Genomic DNA, 2,425 nt, shown 5'->3' on the forward strand with positions numbered 1-2,425 from the left:
TGATTCACGATCGCCGCATGCGAGACCGCCACACCCTTCGGGCGACCCGTCGAACCCGACGTGAAAATCACATACGCCGTATTCGACGACCGCACCGGACCCAGACGATCCACATCGGCGATCGGCGCCGGCTCGTAGCCCGACACATCCACCGTGTCCAGCGCGAGCACCGGCACCCCGGTCACCTCGGGGGCCGCGGCCCGATCGGCGGTTGTCGTCAACAGGCAGACGGGTTCTGCGGTCTCCAGGATGTAGCCGATCCGCTCGGCCGGATGCGCGGGATCCAACGGCACGTACGCGCCGCCCGCGGCCAGCACCGCGTACATCCCGGCCACCAGGTCGATCGACCGGGACATCAGCAGCCCGACCAGTGACTCCGGACCCACACCCTGTTCGATCAGCAGCCGGGCGAGCCGGTTCACCCGCGCGGAGAACTCCGCGTAGGTCAGCTCGTCACCTTCGAACGAGACCGCGACGCGGTCGGGATGCGCGAGCGCCGACCGCTGGAAACCGTCCAGCAGCAACCCGCCCGGCAGTGGGTGCCGGGTGTCGTTCCACTGTTGAAGCACCCGGATCCGCTCCGCCGGAGCGAGCAGTTCCAGATCGCCCACCGCACCGGACGGATCCGCCACGATCGCACCGAGCAGGCGCAGGAACCGGTCCGCGAAACCACGCACGGTGGCCGGGTCGAACAGATCGGTCGCGTAGATGAACTTGGCGCTCACTCCGTGCGCCGCGTTGTCCGTCTGGCCGAACCGTTCGACGAGTTCCAGCTGCAGATCGAATTTCGCTGTCTCGATGGGTGATTCGAGACTCTCGATCACCAGGCCCGGCAGTTCACCACGGACCTGCGGGTTGTTGTTCTGCAGCGAGAGCATCACCTGGAAGAGCGGGTGGCGGCCCTGGGACCGCGCCGGGTTCAGCACCTCGACCAGCCGCTCGAACGGCAGATCCGCGTTCCCGAAGGCGGCCACGTCGGTACCGCGCACCGCCGCCAGCAGTTCGGCGAAGGCGGCGCCCGGATCGATTTCCGTCCGCAACGCGAGGGTGTTGACGAACATGCCGATCACATCGTCGAGGGCGCGCTCACCGCGACCGGCGACCGGGGTGCCGACGACGATATCGCGCTCGCCCGACAACCGGGACAGCAGCACCGCGAACGCCGTGTGCACGACCATGAAGAACGTGACTCCGCGGTCGCGGGCCAGCGCCATCAGCTCGGCGTGCACCGCGTCGCCGATCTCGAAGGTGTAGGTGGCGCCCTGCCCGGAGGCGATCGCGGGCCGCGGCCGGTCCGCCGGCAGGTCCAGCTGCTCCGGGATACCGGCCAGTTCCCTGGACCAGTGCGCGATCTGGGAGGCGATCACCGAATCGGGGTCGTCTTCCGCACCCAGTACCTGCCGCTGCCAGAGCGTGTAGTCGGCGTATTGCACCTCGAGCGGGCGCCAGCCCGGCTCGCCGCCGTCCATCCGCGCGCTGTAGGCGGTGATCACATCGCGCGCCAGCGGTCCCATGGAGAAACCGTCCGACGAGGTGTGGTGCACCACGACCACGAGCACATGTTCGGTCGGGTCCACCTCGAACAGCCGGACCCGGAACGGCACCCGGGCGGTGAGATCGAACCCGGCCGAGACGAATTCGGCCACCCGCGCGAACAGCTCGGCCTCCGAGACGTCCACCGGCGTCAGGTCCGGGATCACCGCGGCGGTCGGTACCACCTGCTGGTACGGGGTCCCGTCCACCTCGGGGTAGTACGTGCGCAGCGATTCGTGCCGCGCCAGCACATCGGCGATGGCGATCTGCATGGCCTGCCGGTCCAGCAGACCCGACAACCGCACCGCGATCGGCAGATTGTCCGCCGCCGATTCCGGATCGAACCGGTTCAGGAACCACATCCGCTGCTGCGCCAGCGACAGCGGTACGGCTTCGACGACCTCACCCGAGGGCAGGGTGCGGGTCGGGCGCGGCCGTGGCGTCAGCGGTATCCGGGCACCGGCACCCGCATGGGTTTCGGCGCGGGCCGCCAGCGCGGCCACCGTCGAGGCCTCGAACAGTTCCCGCACGGCGAGATCGGTGTCCAGCGCCGCCGACAATCGTGCCGCCACCCGGGTGGCGCTCAGCGAGTTACCACCGAGGGCGAAGAAATCGTCGTCCGCGCCGACCCGCTCGGCCCCGAGGACCTCGGCGAACACGTTCGCCACGATTTCCTCGACCGGGGTCGAGGGTGCCCGGAAGGCGCGGACCTCGAACACGGGGGCCGGCAGCGCGCGCCGGTCGAGTTTGCCGCTGGCATTGAGTGGCAGTTCGTCGAGCACCACGAACGCGGCGGGCACCATATACGAGGGCAGGCGTACGGAGAGGTCCTCGCGCACATCCTCGATATCCAGCGGCGTCCCCGCCGCCGGTACCAGGTAGCCGACCAGCT

General features: G+C 69.2%; 1 protein-coding gene. It reads right to left on the reverse strand.

Translation table 11 applies throughout. The features are described from left to right. On the reverse strand, positions 1 to 2,425 hold a 2,425-nt coding region (locus ACWDU1_RS31650; RefSeq protein WP_450004091.1), incomplete at both ends, for a condensation domain-containing protein.

It is taken from the genome of Nocardia sp. NPDC003345, from assembly GCF_053589395.1.